Origin of the sequence: Deinococcus sp. (assembly GCF_025362455.1) — a bacterium.
In the GTDB taxonomy this organism is placed as follows: Bacteria; Deinococcota; Deinococci; order Deinococcales; family Deinococcaceae; genus Deinococcus.
Genome location: NZ_JANYGJ010000228.1, coordinates 1 through 14957, shown reverse-complemented (window position 1 = coordinate 14957; position 14957 = coordinate 1). Strand labels below are relative to the sequence as shown.

Here is a 14957-nt window from a genome sequence, read left to right as displayed (position 1 = left end):
TCTAGAGCAGTACTCCGAATTACGCCACGGGGAAAACAGCCTCCCCGTGCCTCCATTCTGCGTCCTGCTCAGTCAAAACTACTCGCTCCGCTCGGTCATAAAAAGGGTCTTTTTATGACATCTGCTCTAAGCGGGAACAGTCCTGAAGTCGCAGCAGTTCTGAAGTACGGCCCTGGCGGACCTTGCCGGGGCCGTACTCATATCGAAATGAACTGACCTGGCGTGTGCTATTTTGTACGGCAGTTGGCCGTACTGCTCAGCCGCGCCAGACTCAGGAGAATCCATGACCACCGCCCCCAAAGCCCAGCGACTCGAAGCCCGAATCGACAGCGACACCAAAGACCTGATCGCCCAGGCCGCTGAGGTGCGGGGGCTGTCGCTGACCGACTTCGTGGTGCAGGCGGCGTATTCCAGCGCTCTGAGCACCCTGGAAGCCCAGCGGCTGTGGCAGCTCTCGCAACGCGATCAGCAGCTCTTCGTCGAGACGCTGATGATGGCGGCGGTGCCCAATGAGGCGCTGCTGGAGGCGGCCCGGCTCAGTCGCGCCCGCTTTGGCCCATGACCGGCCTGCAATTGTGACTGGACGGGCCTTCGAGGTCGTTCCTTACGACGCGGCCTGTGACACCAGCGAGTTCGACTGTCTGGACGAGCACCTGACGGCGTACCTGCGCGGGGGCCGCGCTGCTCGTGACCTGGCTGCCGGTCAGGCCGCCGTGTTCCTGATGATCGACACTGGGCGCCGGGTTTGGGGGTACTACACCCTGTCGTCGGCCAGCGTTTCTCGCCGGGAGCACTTCAGTTCTGCTCAGGCGCGGCAGTTCGGCTATCCGCAGGTCGCGGTGACGCTGCTGGGCCGGGTCGCCGTTCACCGTGAGCTGCGCGGCCAGGGCGTCGGCACCGAGCTGATCGTTCACGCGCTGCGCCAGGCGGTGCGGGCATCCGAGGTCGTGGCCTCCTACGCCGTCATTCTGGACGCCAAGAACGAGAAAGTCGCTGCCCTGTACCGGCGTCTGGGATTTGTGGCCTTCAAGGATCAGCCGCTGAAACTGATGCTGCCGATGGAGACCATCCGGCAGTTGCCTTGAGTGCCGTTGCGTCAGTAGCGACAGTGGGTGTGCCGGGGCCGACTTACACCTTCAGACCTACGACTTTGGACATACGCCGCCCTACCTCTTTGTGCAGATGCGCGGCGGTCAATTAAAAGCTACGCTGGTCTCAACCTGAGCGGAGAGAAACCGTTACAGGCCAGGAACGGAACGCGCAGCCGTTCTGCACGCGGCGCCAGCTCAGGCAAGCTGGATACGGCTGTAGGGTGACCTACGAAACTTCATATTTAAGGATAATGGTGAGTTTATGTTGCGGAAGATGGATATTACCGAGATGGAAGAAGTTACTGGCGGGGGATTTTGGGGGGAAGTTGTGAAGTTTGTCGTGGACACAGTAATTCCGGTAAGCCCAGTTGGTGTAGGATTCTTTCTGCTGGGTATACAGGGTGATACCCCCCAGCCTGACAGAAATTCAACTTCTCAGACTCATGGCTCGACGACTTCTAACATTGTGGCTGCAAACGGTCCTAAGGCCCCCATTGTAAATCAGGCGACAGCTTCCTGGTAATATAACAGCCAGCCACATTCAGGAACATGATGTGGCTGGCTGTTATGAGTGGATTGGGGATGCAAACGCAGTTTCAGACCGCACTTTTGTGGATAGGCTTCTCGACTTCACTTATTGACTACATGATTTTAAACAAAAATATGAGAATTAAATTTGTCTCCAAAATCCAGAATGAAAACCTACTTTTTGACCTCAGTTGGGAGACACATGAAGCAAACCCTTAGAGTTTTGGCCATTTTGCTGTTAGCCTTTATCATCTTCATCCTACCCGACCTCTACCTGGCATCCGTCTATGGCGGTGGAGTCGCTACACTCTACTTTCTCGGCGTCATCATCTTGTTGGCCTGCTTGCGGCCCCTGGCCCGCCGCATCGACAAACGGGACAAATCCTAAAGAACAAGAAAAATAGGTTGGGCTTTTCACCCCAACTTTCGCCACCACGCCCCCCGCCCGCCTGTGCTTGACTATCTGCATGACCCGTTCCACTTCCCCCGGCGCCGGGCAGACCCTGACCCGCTCGCTGCTGCTGTTCATTTTGCTGCTGGGCGCCGTGCCCACCCTAGCCCGCTGGGTCCAGGGCGACTTTGCCCGCTGGCTGCAAAGTGCGCTTTTCCTCCTGGCGACGGCCTGGCTGCTGTGGAACGTCGATAAGGGCTCGGTGCTGGCCTGGCGCGTGGTGAGCAGCATGAGCATCGTGCTGGGCATCCTGGCCATGCTGCTCGGCCTGGTCATCGGTCAGGGCGCGGTGATCTGGTGGCTGGTGGCGGTGGTGGGCGTGCTGTTCGTCACCGCTGGTCTGCTGCTGGTCGGCCTGCCGGACGTGCGGGCCTACCTCGACACCCGCTGGGCGAGCTGGCGACGGGGCAAACCCCGGTCATGAGCAAAGCCCGCGCATGACCCGCCGCTTCACCGTCACCGGCACCAACACGGCCTTCACCTGCGTCCACTGCGGCCTGGAGGTGCAGCCGCTGACGGGCGGTTCGGTGCGCAACCACTGCCCAAAGTGCCTGCACAGCCTGCATCTGGACGTGTTTCCCGGTGACCGGGCGGCTGACTGCGGCGGAGTGATGGTGCCTCTTGATGTCGAGCAGCACCCCAAGAAAGGCTGGATGATCGCCTCGCGCTGCCAGCGCTGCGGTCACGTCGGGCGCAACAAGGCCGCCCTGGACGACCCCCGCCAGCCCGACAGCTTCGAGGCGCTGCTGGCGCTGTCGGCCAGAGCGCGTGAATGAGCAGGCTCAGGTGCGTGAATAACCCGTTTGAATCAGCGGGCTTAAAAACCGCGCTCGCCCGATGCTCTAGACTCGGCGGCATGATCCTGTGGGCTATCGTCACGTTGATTCTGTTTTCCGCGCTGCTGCTTTTCCTGGCCGCGCTCGGACCGCTCAGAGACACGCCCTCGGCCCGGCCTCTGAGCTGGACTGCCGCCGTGCAGGCCGTGCTCGGTTTCGTGCTGGTCGGCGCCCGCCTGAGCGGGGCGGTGTAGGTGCCGGGCCGTGTAGATCCGGGCAGTGTAGAGAGGGCCGCGCCGAAACTGATCGACCTGAATTTCCTGGGTGAGCGCGGCAGCGTCGCCGCCTACCTGCTCGACACCCCGGACGGTCTGGCCCTGGTCGACTGCGGCCCCAGCACGACCCTGGGTGCCCTGGAGAGCGGAATGCGTGCCCACGGCGCCGAGCTGGGCGACCTGCGCCACCTGCTGCTGACCCACATCCACCTCGACCACGCCGGGGCGGCGGGCAGCTTGCAGGCCCGCATTCCTGAATTGCAGGTCTACGTCCACGAGCGCGGCGCCCCGCACCTGCTTGGCCCGGAGCGATTGATCGCCAGCGCCACTCAAATCTACGGCGACCAGATGGCGCGGCTGTGGGGCGAGTTCCGGCCCCTGGACGAACATCGCCTGCACGCGCTGAGCGGCGGTGAAACCATCCTGGGCGGCGTCCGGACCTTCTACACGCCCGGCCACGCGGTGCATCACCTGGCGTATCAGAGCGGGGGAGAGCTGTTCGTCGGCGACGTGGGCGGTATCCGGGTGGACGCGCGGCAGAGCGCCCGGCCCCCCACGCCGCCGCCCGACATCGACCTGGAAGCCTGGGCGCAGAGCATCGAGGTGCTACGTGGGCTGGACGCCGACACCTTGCATCTGGCCCACTTCGGCAGCTACCCGCACGACTCCGCGCACTGGGACGGCCTGGAGGCCAGCATCCGCACCGACGCGGGCCGGGTCGAGTGGCGCCTGGCCGCCGGTGAGACGCTGGCCGCCGTCACCGCTACCTACACCTTAGAACTGGAAGCCGATCTGGAGGCCGAGGGCCACGGCTTCGCCCACCGTTACGCGGCCACCTGCCCGCCGTGGATGAACGTGCAGGGTCTGGCGCGGTATTTCAGCCGCAAAGCCGGGCGCTCAACCGAGTCGGGTGGCCCGCGATGAAGGTGCTCGTCGTCGGCGGGGGCGGGCGCGAACACGCCATCGCGCAGGCCCTGAGCCGCTCAGGCAGCGTCAGCGAGATTCTGTGCTGCCCCGGCAACCCCGGCATCGCGGCCCTGGCCCGTTGCGTGCCTGGTGAACAGTCCCCGGAAGCCGTCGCGGCGCTGGCGCAGGCCGAGCAGGTGGGGCTGGTGATCGTCGGGCCGGAGGCGCCGCTGGCGGCGGGCGTCATCGACGCGCTGGAGGCTGTGGGCATTCCCGCCTTCGGCGCCTCGCAGCGGGCCGCCCAGCTTGAGGGCGACAAAGCCTGGAGCAAGGCGTTCATGCTCCGCCACGGTATTCCCACCGCCGCCCACCAGAGTTTCACCGGGCTGGCGGATGCCCAGGCTTACGCCGCCGCGCACCCGCTGCCCCTGGTGGTCAAGGACGCGGCGCTGCGGGCGGGCAAGGGCGTGACCATCTGCGCCGATCACCAGGCGGCTCAGGCGGCTCTGGAGGCCATCTTCGCCGAACCCAGTTTCAGCGAGCCCGGCCCCCAGGCCGCTGTCGTCGAGGCGTTCATGCGCGGCCAGGAAGTCACGGTGCTGGCGTTTTGCGACGGTCAGCGCGCCGTGATGATGCCGAGTTCGCAGGACCACAAGACCATCTACGCGAATGATCTCGGCCCGATGACCGGCGGTATGGGCGTGATCTGCCCCTTCCCAGTCTCCAGCGCCGATTTGCAGCGCATCCAGACTGAGATTCTGGACGTGACTCTGCGCGGCATGGCCGCCGAGGGCCGTCCGTACAGGGGGGTGCTCTACGCCGGGCTGATGCTGACCGAGACGGGGCCGAAGGTCGTCGAGTTCAACGCCCGCTTCGGCGACCCCGAAGCCCAGGCCGTGTTGCCGCTGCTGGAGAGCGACCTGGCGCAACTGGCCCTGGCCTGCGTGCGCGGCGAACTGGCAGCCGAGTCGGTGAAATTTCGCTCTGAGGCCAGCGCCGTGATCGTCCTGGCGGCGCCCGGCTACCCCGGCGAGCCGCACAAGGGCATCCCTGTGACCTTGCCCGACGTGGCGCCCGGTGAATTCATCTTCCAGGCGGGCACGGCGCTCAGTGGCGGGCGTCTCGTTTCCAGCGGTGGGCGGGTGCTGGCCGCGCAGGCGACGGCGCCCAGTCTGAACGCCGCCCTGGGCCGGGCCTACCGCCTGGCCGACCGCGTTAGCTTTGAAGGGGCCCAGCTCCGGCGCGACATCGGTGCCCGGATCGGCGCGGTGCCGGAGCTGAAGGCGTCGAGTTGACCTTTCCCCGCGCCGCTGCTAGCATCACACCTGCCCTGCACGCGGGGGAACCGAGTTGCCGGAGTGGCGGAATGGCAGACGCATTCGACTCAAAATCGAACGGGAAACCGTGTGGGTTCGACTCCCATCTCCGGCACCATCACGAAGCAATGCCGCTTGCCCAAGCGCGAAAGGACCGCCCATGACCATCCTGATGTCCGTATTTATCGCCCTGTTCGCCTTCGTGTGCATCGGCCTGATTTTCTTCGTGCTGTTGCAGGTGCCCAAGCAGGCCGGGCTCTCGGCCAGCATGGCGTCGAGCGGCGAGCTGTTCGGCGGGCGCGGTGTGGAGGGCGGCCTGGTGCGCATCAGCAGCATCCTGGGCGGGTTTTTCATGCTGCTGGCGCTGCTGATCGGCATTCTCTCGCGCTGAGCAGGTGCCCGGAGTGAGTTCGCGCTGGGGTAGCCAGGCCGGGTGAACGCCTCGCCACGCCGGGCAACTTTGCCTCTCACCAGACAACCCTCTCACCAGACAATCCGGCAAAGAACATGCCTGACTTACCAACGCAAAACGTTTGATCTCTTACACTTACCACCCGGCCTGTCAGATAGGGCCGGTATTTTCGTTTGTAAGGCTGAGTCCGCCTCCGAGGATACATACGCCGTTTGGCCTGGTCTTCATACGCCATTTGCTTGACCTTGGTAAAAAGTGGCGCCTATAGTACGGGTGTTGCCGTCCCCAACGTTTCGTGACTACCGAAATCTGACATCCACCTCACCGCGTCTTTCTCAGGCCGTGGAGATCAGAGGACGCCGGACCGTAGCAGGAATTTCCCGACCCGTTTACCCCAGGAGAGAGAATGAAGAATTTGCTGATGCTCGCCGCCGCTTTGACCATTGGTTCGACCCTCACCTCTGCCGGTGCTGCGCCTTACGTCAACGAAGCCAAGTACAGCAACGCCAAGGGCACGCCAGACATGGGCGGTGTTCTGCGCGGTGCTAACCTGGCCGACTTCAAGACCATCAATCCCTTCACATACCGCGAGAGCCCCAGTCTGCCCGGTAGCATCCTGGTGGCGGGCGGCCTGCTCGGCTACGACGCTTACAGCGGCGACTTTACACCCTATATGGCCGAGTCGTATACCCAGTCCGCCGACAAGACCCTGTTCACGCTGAAAATTCGTAAGGGCATGAAGTGGAGCGACGGCGAGGACATCACCGCCGACGATTATATGACCACCTATACCATCGAGCGCGACGAAAAGGTCGGTAGCAACGCCTTTTCCGGCTGGTATCCCAATGAAAAGCCGATTATTGTTAAAAAGTTGGACGCTTATACCATCACTATCAAGTATCCCAATGCTGATGTGACTGCACTTGAATTTATAGGGGCATACGCGCCGCAGCCCAGCCACATCTTCGATTCGGTGTACAAAACCAAAGGTGCCGAGGGCATCAAGGCCATGTGGAGCGTCTCGACGCCCGCCGCCCAGATCGTCAGCGCGGGGCCGTTCAAGCTGGAGCGCTACGTGCCCGGTGAGCGCGTCACCCTGACCAAGAACAAGTTCTTCGGCGAGTGGAATAAAGACAGCGCCGGACGCGCCCTGCCCTACCTCGACGGCCTCCAGATCAACATTGTGGCTGATGCCAACGCCCAGCTCGCGGCGTTCCTGGCTGGTAACACCGATGTCTACCAGCCGGGTGACCGCGACAAGCTGGCCCAGGTCAAGGCCGCCATCGACGCCAAGAAGCTGACCGCCAACCTGCTGCCCAACGCCAGCAGCCGCGCCAGCTCCGACTTCGTGGTGTTCAACCAGGACACGGCGGGCAGCTTCAAGGGCAAGCTGTTTCGCAACGTCAAGTTTCGCCAGGTGTTCAGCCAGCTCGTCAACCGCGACGCGATGGTCGATCTGGTGCTGGGTGGCCTGGGCGTGCCGACCTACACGGGCGTTTACCCGGTTTACAAGGACTGGGTGGCGGGCGGGGCCGATCAGTTCAAGTTCAACCCCACCGCCGCCGCCGCGACCCTCAAGTCGCTGGGCTTTTCCAAGAAAGACAAGGACGGCGTACTCGTTGACGCCAAGGGCAACCGTCTGGAGTTCACCCTGATCGCCAACGCGGAGAATACCCGCCGTCAGCAGTACGCCAAGATCATCGCCGACGAGGCGCTGAAGGTCGGCGTCAAGATCAACACCAGCTTCATCGCCTTCAACCAGATGAGCGGACTGCTGGACGCCAAGCCCAACTTCGCGCCGCGCAGCTTCGACGCCATCATGATCGGCCTGGTGGGCGGCGGCCTGACTTACCCGGTCAGCAGCGACAACGTGATTACCTGCAACAACCTGCCCGCCGACGGCAACCTGCACATGTTCAACCAGACCGGCAAATGCATCTACCCCTTCGAGACCCAGATCGTGAATCTGTACTACAAGGGGCGCGGCGAGTTCAACCTGGCCAAGCGCAAGGATGTGGCCGTCTCGATTCAGAAGCTCGAAGCCGCCAACCAGCCGGTGACCTACCTGGCCGCCCAGACGGTTCACTACGCCTGGCAGACCAAAGTGCAGGGCGAGGTGCCCAAGCAGATCATGCGCGACGACCTGTCTAACGTTATCTACGGGCCGCGCGACCTGGCGCTGACCTGGATCAACAAGTAACCCGGATCGACAAGTAAGCCTGAGCCGCACCGCGTTTCTGCTGACTGCTGTTTGACCGGATTGTTCCTTCCTATCATCCCCACCAAGCTGCGCGGGCCCTTGTGGGCGAAATCCCGCGCAGCTTTTCCCTTGGAAGGCCAGGGGCAACACCACAGACTCGGCAGTACAGGGGCGACATGGTTCCATTCATTCTCAGGCGGCTGGTTCAGCTCATCCCGACGTTTCTGCTCGCCACGCTGGTGGCCTTCGTCATCATCCAGCTCGCACCCGGCGATTTCCTCTCGCAGCTCAAGGAAAACCCACGTGCCACCGCCGTGCAGATTCAGCAGCTCACGACCCTCTACGGTCTGGACCGCCCCGGCTGGCAGCAGTATTTCCAGTGGCTGTTCAACCTGCTGCGCGGCGACCTGGGGCTGTCGTTCCAGTACAACCAGCCGGTGCTGCAACTCATCAAGGGTCCGGCGCTCAACAGCCTGATTCTGGTGGGCATCAGCGTGGTCATCAGCTTCGCGGTGGCGATCCCGGTGGGCGTCTACGGTGCGCTGCGGCCCTACAGCTTCGGCGACCGCTTCAGCTCGTTTCTGGCCTACTTCGGGCTGGGCATCCCCTCGTTCTTCTTCGCGCTGCTGGCAATTTATGCGCTGCTGGTCACGCAGCAGACCACCGGCTGGGACATGCCGATTGGCGGCAAAACCAGCGGCTCGCTGCCCGCTGACATCTCGGCGGGGCGCCACGCCTGGGATATCTTCGTTCATGCGTTGGTGCCCAGCATCATTTTAGTGCTGCGCTCGATTTCCAGCGACAGCCGCGTGATTCGCGGTCAGATGCTCGAAACGATGGGCCAGGACTACATCCGCACCGCCCGCGCCAAGGGACTGGGTGACCGTCAGGTGACCTACAAGCACGCCCTTAAAATTGCGCTGCTTCCGATCATCGCCAGCATCGGCGGCTTTCTGCCCGCGCTGATTGGCGGCGCGGGCTTCGTCGAGGTGGTATTTAGCTGGCCCGGTCTGACGCCGATGCTGCTCAGCGCCTTTTTCAACAACGACCTGTACGTGCTGATGTCCACCCTGGCGGTCAGTACCCTGCTGTACATTATCGGTAACCTCCTCTCTGACCTGCTGCTGGCCGCCGTCGATCCACGCATCCGGTACACCTGATGACGCACCTGTTCAACTGCTTGCTCTCGGAGGCGCTGTGACCACCACTCCCACCCCCGCCCGGCCCGCCGAGCCCCGCGCCCGCTCTCAGTCTCAGTGGTCGGTGGTGCGGCGCCAATTTGTTCGCAATCCGCTGGCCCGCTTCGGTATGGTCATTCTGGGGCTGCTGTACCTGACGGCCCTGCTGGCCGGGTTTCTGGGGCCTTACGGCATCACCGAGTACAGCACCTCAGACCGCATCTCCTGGGCGCCGCCCACTCATATTCACATCCGCGACGCCCAGGGCCAACTGCGCTCCCCGTTCATCTACGGCGTCAAGCGGGTGGTCAACAACGAGACTTTCCGCGACGAGTATGTGGAAAACAAGGACGTGGTGTGCCCCATCAACTTTCTGACCTCGCGTGAAACGGCTAGCTACCGTTTTCTGGGCTTCATTCCCAGCACCTTCAAACTCTTCGGGGTGGGGGAAGGCTGCAAAATTTACCTGTGGGGCAGCGACAACCTGGGCCGTGACCAGTTTTCGCGGATCATGTACGGCTCGCAGATCAGCCTCACCATCGGCATTCTGGCCACCGTCATTTCGGTGGTGCTGGGGCTGGTCTTCGGCGGCATCGCTGGTTACTTCGGCGGCCTGCCCGACAGTCTGATTATGCGGTTTGTGGAAGTGCTTTCGGCCATTCCAGGGCTGTTTTTGCTGATTACCTTGCGGGCGCTGTTTCCCATCAATGCCAATCCGCTGCTGGTGTTCTACATCGTGGTCATTTTGCTGGGCGTGATCGGCTGGGGCGGCCTGGCCCGCGTGGTCCGGGGGCAACTGCTGTCGGCCCGCGAACTCGACTATGTGCAGGCGGCTCAGGCGTTGGGGGCCAGCGACACCCGCGTGGTGGCCCGCCACATGCTGCCCAACACGGCGACGTTCATCATCATTTCGCTCTCGATTGCTATTCCCGGCTACATTCTGGAGGAAAGCGGGCTGAGTTTCATCGGCATCGGTATCGTGGAGCCCTACGCTTCCTGGGGCAGTCTGCTCAAGCTGGCGCAGGACGGCGGTTTCGAGAGCCTGACCGGGCGTCCCTGGGTGCTGATTCCCGGCATCTTCATCTTCCTGGCCGTACTCGGCTGGCAGTTCGTCGGTGACGGTCTGCGCGACGCCTTCGACCCCCGCAGGCGTTCATAAGCGGTGACAATGAAGTGCCGTGCGTATCACTGCCGTGCCTGCCCTGTATGATGCCGCTTAATTCCAGCGCGTCTGACTGCCCACCCGACTGTTCCCTTCCCTTTCCCAAGGAGCCTGCATGACCCCGACCAACTCCGCTCCCTCCGATCAGCCGCTGCTGTCGGTGACCAACCTCAAAACCTATTTCTACACCGACGACGGCGTGGTCAAGTCGGTGGACGGCGTGACCTTCCACATCGCCAAAGGCGAAACCCTGGCCGTGGTGGGCGAGTCCGGATCGGGCAAGAGCGTGACCAGTCTCAGCGCCATGCGCCTGATCGCCACGCCGCCCGGCAAGATCGTAGAAGGTCAGATGCTGTTTACCGGCAAGGACGGCAGGGCGCGTGACCTGGCCACGGCCAGCGAGGCCGAGATGCGCAAGATTCGCGGCAACGACATCAGCATGATCTTTCAGGAACCGATGACCAGCCTCAATCCGGTCTACACCGTGGGCGACCAGATCGCCGAGGCGGTGACGCTGCACCAGGGCAAAAACCGCAAGGAAGCCATGCAAGTCGCCACCGAGATGCTGCGGCTGGTGGGCATCTCGGCGCCCGAAAAGCGCGTGAATGAGTATCCGCACCAGATGTCGGGCGGCATGCGTCAGCGCGTGATGATCGCCATGGCCCTGAGCTGCAACCCCGCCCTGCTGATCGCCGACGAGCCCACCACGGCGCTCGACGTGACCATCCAGGCGCAGATTCTGGATCTGATGCGCAAACTCAAGACCGACATCGGCATGAGTATTCTCTTCATCACCCACAACCTGGGCGTGGTGGCCGAGATGGCCGACCGGGTGGTGGTGATGTACGGTGGGCGCGTGGTCGAGGAGGGCGACGTCGTTGAAATCTTCAAGGCGCCGCGCCACCCCTACACCATGGGGCTGCTCAACTCCATTCCCCACGTGGACCACGCCGCCGAGTACCACGCCCTGCCCGGCCAGAAAAAGGAGCGGCTGGAGGCGATTCCCGGCAACGTGCCCAACCCGCTGAACCTGCCGCCCGGCTGCGCCTTCGAGCCCAGGTGCAAGTACGCCATTGCCGAGTGCAGCAAGGCCGTGCCCGCGCTCGAAGATACCGGCGCTGGACATATGGCCCGCTGCATTCGCTGGAAGGAATTCGAGTCGGTGGCCAGCACCGGCCTGGCCCAGACCAGCAGCATCGGCATCGACGGCGTTCGCGTTGGGGGCGCCCTGTGACCGCAGGGGCGAACAAGCCGGTGGGTACGCCCGGCGCTGTTGTCGCTCAGGTCAATCAGACACAGACGCCACTGCTGGAAGTTCGCAACCTCGAAAAGTACTTCCCGATCCGGGGCGGGCTGCTCTCGCGGGTGGTCGGTAACGTCAAGGCGGTCAACGACATCAGCTTCACGCTGGGCAAGGGCGAGGTCGTGGGGCTGGTGGGCGAATCGGGTTCGGGTAAAACCACGGCGGGCCGCGCCATCCTGCGGCTGATCGAGCCGACCGGCGGGCAGGTCATCTTCAACGGCGCCGACGTGACCAAGCTCAGCAAGTCCGACATGCGCGATTACCGCCGCCAGATGCAGATCATCTTTCAGGACCCCTTTGCCAGCCTCAACCCGCGTATGACGGTTTCGGACATCATCGGCGAGGCGCTGGACATTCACAAGCTGCACCCCGGCGCCGCCCGCGTCGAGCGGATCTCCAGTTTGCTGCAAAAGGTCGGTCTGCGTCCGGAGCACATGCGCCGCTACCCGCACGAGTTCTCCGGTGGGCAGCGCCAGCGCATCGGCATCGCCCGCGCCCTGGCGGTGGACCCCAGCTTCATCGTGGCTGACGAGCCGGTCTCGGCCCTGGACGTCTCGATTCAGGCCCAGGTCGTGAACCTGCTGCAAGACCTTCAGGAAGAGCTGGGCCTGACGGTGCTGTTCATCGCGCACGACCTGGCCGTCGTGGAGTACATCTGCGACCGGATCATCGTGATGTACCTGGGCCGCATCATGGAGATCGCCTCCAGCCGCGAGCTCAACCGCAACCCCAAGCACCCCTACACCGAGGCGCTGCTCTCGGCGGCCCCGGTGCCCGACCCGACGGTCAAACGCCAGCGCATCATCCTCGAAGGTGACATTCCCAGCCCGATCAACCCGCCGAGCGGCTGCGTGTTCCGGACTAGGTGCCGCTACGCCATTGCCGAGTGCGCCAACGTGATTCCGGAGCTGCGCGAGGTCTCGCCGGGGCACTTCAAAGCCTGCATTCGGGATGATGTGCTTTGAGGGGAGTGGGAAGTGGGTTGTAGGGAGTGGGAACAACCTGATCGACGAGGCCGTCCTGTGATGGGGCGGTTTTTTGATGTGCGATACGGACTACGCTAAATTCCTTAACTTCCGAAAAGGCGCCGGAAGTTAATCCATACCGCAGAGTCCGTACTTGCTCCTACTCCCGTTGGTCGGATTTCATCGTTTTTACAAAACGATTCAATCGGAGTCCGTATGATACGGGACTAAAGTGATTCCCCGACATCGCCCGACCCCTCTGCAAGCACTCGTCGTGAACGGACGCGCCTGGGCACGCCGCTCCTCAGGTCTGCGACTCACCCTTCCGCCGCGTTGCGGCTCCCTCTGCTGGGCAGGTCTACGACTCCCTCTCCCCAGGGGTGACTCGCAGAGCCGCTTAGCGGAGGGCTGGGGTGAGGGGTTGGTTGCCTACGAATCCTGCCACTCGAACGTCAATATCCAGCCCCCGCCCTTCCCACAAGCCACAAGCCACAAGCCGCCCCTCATCCACCCCGCTCCATTCTCATCTGCGTCAGCTTCTCTCACGCGGCGTCAGACGGCGTGGCCCAAAGTAGTTGTATGACCAATGCTGCAAAGTCCGTGACCCTGGCCGTGTCGCTCTCGCTCGCAGGGTTGGCAGGCGCCACCGATCTGCGCATCTACCAGAATTTCGGGGAAATCCGCACGCCGATCAGCGCCGAGAGCAAAACCTACACCGTCAACTTGCCGCCCAGCGCCTGGGAGAACCTGATTCCCGGCACCATCGACCTGGAGGGGCTAAACATCACCCAGGCGGTGCAGACGCGGGATGTGAGCTGGCTGGCCGGGCTCGAAGGCCAGACGCTGACCCTGCGCGAGAACGGTGCCCAGGGCAACACCACCGAGAGGGTGACGCTCGTTCGCGCCGCCGACCTGCTCATCAAGGACGCCAGCGGGCAGTACCGCAACGTGAGCTTTGCCCAGCTCAGCTTTCCTTCCCTGCCGCCCGAAAACGCCCAGAACCCGACCCAGAAGCTGGTCTACACGCTGACCCAGCCGGGCAAGGGCACGCTGAGCTACCTGACCCGCGCCCTGGCCTGGACGCCGCGCTACACCCTCAAGACCTCCAGCAGCAGCGCTACTCTGTCGGCGCTGGCGGACATTCGCAACAATTCCGACCAGGCCTACAACGTCACGGCCACCGAACTCTTCGCCGGTCAGGTGGACGTGCAGGACGTGCAGAATTTCCAGATGCGGGGGAACGTGGCGATGGCTCAGGCCACCTCCGCAGACGCCGCCGCCCCGGCGCCCAAGGTCGGCACGCTCGGCACCGTCAACGGGCTCTACCGCTACGGCCTGGACAGCGCCTTTACCCTGCCGGGGAGCAGCACCTACACCCTGCCGTTCCTGAACCCCAAACTCAGCACCTTCGAGCGCTACGCGGGCCTGAACACCTACTTCAACACCCAGAAGTCGGAGGGCACCCTGGGCCGCTTTTACCGCTTCAAGGCCGACCAGAATCTGCCGGGCGGCCAGCTCACCGTGCGCGAGGACGGGCGGATTTCCGGTCAGACCATGATTCGGGAAACCGCCAAGGGCGAGGCGGTGGAGTTCGGCCTGGGCCGTGACCCCGACGTGCGCTACGTGCGTACCGTCCAGACCATCAGCTCCAGCAAGACCGGCGGCACCTACAAAGTCACCTACAGCTTCGAGAGCAGCAAGGATCGCCAGGTTCGCGCCGAGGTCAGCGAGCAGGTCGGGGGCCGCAAAATCAGCATCGACGGCGTGACCCGCAGCAACCAGGGCTCTGCCGAGCTCAAGGTGGACGTGCCCGCCAAGGGCAAGGCGACCAGGACCTTTACGGTGGTCATCGACAACAGCCAGTAAACGGAAAGTGGGGGAGGCCGGGCGCGTCATGAACGCGGCCCGGCTTTCTGCTGGACGTGGATGATGGACGCCCGGACGGTTCATCACTCAGAATGTGATGATGAAGACCACGCTCAGAATGTTGCTGACCCTCGGTCTACTCAGTCAGGCGTCGGCCACCGATCTGCGCCTCTACCAGAACTTTGCCGAAGTCAGAATGCCGGTCACGGCGCCGAATGAAACGTTCACCATCGACCTGGCCGCGCCGATGTTCGGGGGGCTGTATCCCGGCACCCTCGATCTGGAGCAGTACTCCGAATTACGCCACGGGGAAAACAGCCTCCCCGCGCCTCCATTCTGCGTCCTGCTCAGTTAAAACCACTCGCTCCGCTCGGTCATAAAAAGGGTCTTTTTATGACATCTGCTCTAAGAGACTGTCTGGAAAGTAAGAAGTCGGGCAATACTGTCTCATCGATATGAGTAGAATCAAAGGATGCAATTGTATCCAACCGATACGACAGATGAAGAGTGGGGGATTCTCAAGCCGCT

Annotated in this window: 16 protein-coding genes and 1 tRNA gene; all 17 read left to right on the top strand. The window is 63.0% G+C overall.

The genetic code is table 11. The annotated features are described in order from the left end of the window. The first annotated feature begins 283 nt into the window (after positions 1-283). The 17 genes from Q0R23_RS15960 (at position 284) to Q0R23_RS15880 (ending at position 14784) form a co-directional block, all read left to right on the top strand. Entirely contained in the window at positions 284-562 is a 279-nt protein-coding gene (locus Q0R23_RS15960) for a DUF1778 domain-containing protein (RefSeq protein ID WP_293914558.1), read from the top strand. 13 nt (positions 563-575) lie between these two features. Next, positions 576-1085, top strand: coding sequence for a GNAT family N-acetyltransferase (locus Q0R23_RS15955; RefSeq protein ID WP_293914556.1), 510 nt, complete (start codon positions 576-578; stop codon positions 1083-1085). A gap of 736 nt (positions 1086-1821) precedes the next feature. Further along, positions 1822-2007 carry a hypothetical protein gene (locus Q0R23_RS15950; RefSeq protein WP_293914554.1) on the top strand — a complete coding sequence of 62 codons (186 nt, stop codon included), beginning with the start codon at positions 1822-1824 and terminating at the stop codon, positions 2005-2007. 79 nt (positions 2008-2086) lie between these two features. Next, a complete protein-coding gene (locus Q0R23_RS15945) occupies positions 2087-2494 on the top strand; it encodes a hypothetical protein (RefSeq protein WP_293914552.1) in 408 nt (135 codons plus the stop codon). Positions 2495-2507: 13 nt separating this feature from the next. After that, positions 2508-2846, top strand: a complete 339-nt coding sequence (locus Q0R23_RS15940) for an RNHCP domain-containing protein (protein WP_293914550.1) — start codon at positions 2508-2510, stop codon at positions 2844-2846. An 80-nt stretch (positions 2847-2926) separates the two neighbouring features. Beyond that, positions 2927-3100, top strand: coding sequence for a hypothetical protein (locus Q0R23_RS15935; protein ID WP_293914548.1), 174 nt, complete (start codon positions 2927-2929; stop codon positions 3098-3100). Further along, on the top strand, positions 3101-4045 hold the full coding sequence (locus Q0R23_RS15930; RefSeq protein ID WP_293914546.1) for an MBL fold metallo-hydrolase: 945 nt from the start codon (positions 3101-3103) through the stop codon (positions 4043-4045). Continuing rightward, entirely contained in the window at positions 4042-5322 is a 1281-nt protein-coding gene (gene purD / locus Q0R23_RS15925) for a phosphoribosylamine--glycine ligase (RefSeq protein WP_293914544.1), read from the top strand. The genes Q0R23_RS15930 and purD overlap by 4 nt, the downstream gene beginning before the upstream one ends. 57 nt (positions 5323-5379) lie before the next feature. Next, positions 5380-5461: transfer RNA gene (locus Q0R23_RS15920), tRNA-Leu, on the top strand. Between the two features lie 48 nt (positions 5462-5509). Further along, complete coding sequence (gene secG, locus Q0R23_RS15915) at positions 5510-5734, top strand: preprotein translocase subunit SecG (protein WP_293914562.1); 225 nt, start codon at positions 5510-5512, stop codon at positions 5732-5734. Between the two features lie 427 nt (positions 5735-6161). Further along, a complete protein-coding gene (locus tag Q0R23_RS15910) occupies positions 6162-7955 on the top strand; it encodes an ABC transporter substrate-binding protein (protein ID WP_293914542.1) in 1794 nt (597 codons plus the stop codon). A gap of 176 nt (positions 7956-8131) precedes the next feature. Continuing rightward, a complete protein-coding gene (locus Q0R23_RS15905; RefSeq protein ID WP_293914540.1) occupies positions 8132-9115 on the top strand; it encodes an ABC transporter permease in 984 nt (327 codons plus the stop codon). 37 nt (positions 9116-9152) lie between these two features. After that, on the top strand, positions 9153-10292 hold the full coding sequence (locus tag Q0R23_RS15900) for an ABC transporter permease (RefSeq protein ID WP_293914538.1): 1140 nt from the start codon (positions 9153-9155) through the stop codon (positions 10290-10292). Between the two features lie 118 nt (positions 10293-10410). Beyond that, positions 10411-11529 carry an ABC transporter ATP-binding protein gene (locus Q0R23_RS15895; RefSeq protein ID WP_293914536.1) on the top strand — a complete coding sequence of 373 codons (1119 nt, stop codon included), beginning with the start codon at positions 10411-10413 and terminating at the stop codon, positions 11527-11529. A 20-nt stretch (positions 11530-11549) separates the two neighbouring features. Further along, positions 11550-12563: a dipeptide ABC transporter ATP-binding protein gene (locus Q0R23_RS15890; RefSeq protein WP_293914560.1), complete on the top strand. Its 1014-nt coding sequence runs from the start codon at positions 11550-11552 to the stop codon at positions 12561-12563. A gap of 579 nt (positions 12564-13142) precedes the next feature. Then, positions 13143-14429 (top strand): hypothetical protein, encoded by a 1287-nt coding sequence (locus Q0R23_RS15885; protein ID WP_293914534.1) that lies wholly within the window; start codon positions 13143-13145, stop codon positions 14427-14429. A 100-nt stretch (positions 14430-14529) separates the two neighbouring features. Beyond that, complete coding sequence (locus tag Q0R23_RS15880; protein ID WP_293914532.1) at positions 14530-14784, top strand: hypothetical protein; 255 nt, start codon at positions 14530-14532, stop codon at positions 14782-14784. Positions 14785-14957 lie beyond the last annotated feature (173 nt).

Bases quoted from the DNA above. Each gene is read 5' to 3' on its own strand.
- Q0R23_RS15910 (WP_293914542.1), top strand. From the start codon at position 6,162: ATGAAGAATTTGCTGATGCTCGCCGCCGCTTTGACCATTGGTTCGACC.
- Q0R23_RS15885 (WP_293914534.1), top strand. From the start codon at position 13,143: ATGACCAATGCTGCAAAGTCCGTGACCCTGGCCGTGTCGCTCTCGCTC.
- Q0R23_RS15895 (WP_293914536.1), top strand. From the start codon at position 10,411: ATGACCCCGACCAACTCCGCTCCCTCCGATCAGCCGCTGCTGTCGGTG.
- Q0R23_RS15945 (WP_293914552.1), top strand. From the start codon at position 2,087: ATGACCCGTTCCACTTCCCCCGGCGCCGGGCAGACCCTGACCCGCTCG.
- Q0R23_RS15950 (WP_293914554.1), top strand. From the start codon at position 1,822: ATGAAGCAAACCCTTAGAGTTTTGGCCATTTTGCTGTTAGCCTTTATC.
- Q0R23_RS15960 (WP_293914558.1), top strand. From the start codon at position 284: ATGACCACCGCCCCCAAAGCCCAGCGACTCGAAGCCCGAATCGACAGC.
- Q0R23_RS15880 (WP_293914532.1), top strand. From the start codon at position 14,530: ATGAAGACCACGCTCAGAATGTTGCTGACCCTCGGTCTACTCAGTCAG.
- Q0R23_RS15905 (WP_293914540.1), top strand. From the start codon at position 8,132: ATGGTTCCATTCATTCTCAGGCGGCTGGTTCAGCTCATCCCGACGTTT.
- purD (WP_293914544.1), top strand. From the start codon at position 4,042: ATGAAGGTGCTCGTCGTCGGCGGGGGCGGGCGCGAACACGCCATCGCG.
- Q0R23_RS15935 (WP_293914548.1), top strand. From the start codon at position 2,927: ATGATCCTGTGGGCTATCGTCACGTTGATTCTGTTTTCCGCGCTGCTG.
- Q0R23_RS15940 (WP_293914550.1), top strand. From the start codon at position 2,508: ATGACCCGCCGCTTCACCGTCACCGGCACCAACACGGCCTTCACCTGC.